Annotated in this window: 1 protein-coding gene; it reads left to right on the top strand. The window is 46.0% G+C overall.

The window, feature by feature from the left end; genetic code table 11:
- The coding region (locus B3182_RS15220; protein ID WP_292753409.1) for a mechanosensitive ion channel family protein at positions 1-311 on the top strand (311 nt) is incomplete at both ends.

The raw sequence follows: 311 nt of genomic DNA on the forward strand, positions 1-311 counted from the left end.
TCGATTTTATTCTGGCTAGGACGTATTTCCAGTACTGCCGGGCAACAAATTATCCGTAGTCAGGAAGATCTGGATATTGGTACCCGTGAAGTATTTGCCAAACTGTTTCAGATCGCCCTGTTCTTTATCGTCTTTATTCTGCTATTGCAGATCATGGGGATTAACTTAACTGCACTGGCGGTGTTTGGTGGTGCTCTGGGTGTGGGTTTAGGTTTTGGCTTACAGTCAATTGCCTCCAACTTTATCTCTGGCATCATCCTGCTGCTCGAACGTTCTTTGAGTGTCGGCGACTACATTGAGATGGAGGATGG

This window comes from Methylophaga sp. UBA4204 (genome assembly GCF_002379485.1).
GTDB lineage: Bacteria > Pseudomonadota > Gammaproteobacteria > Nitrosococcales > Methylophagaceae > Methylophaga.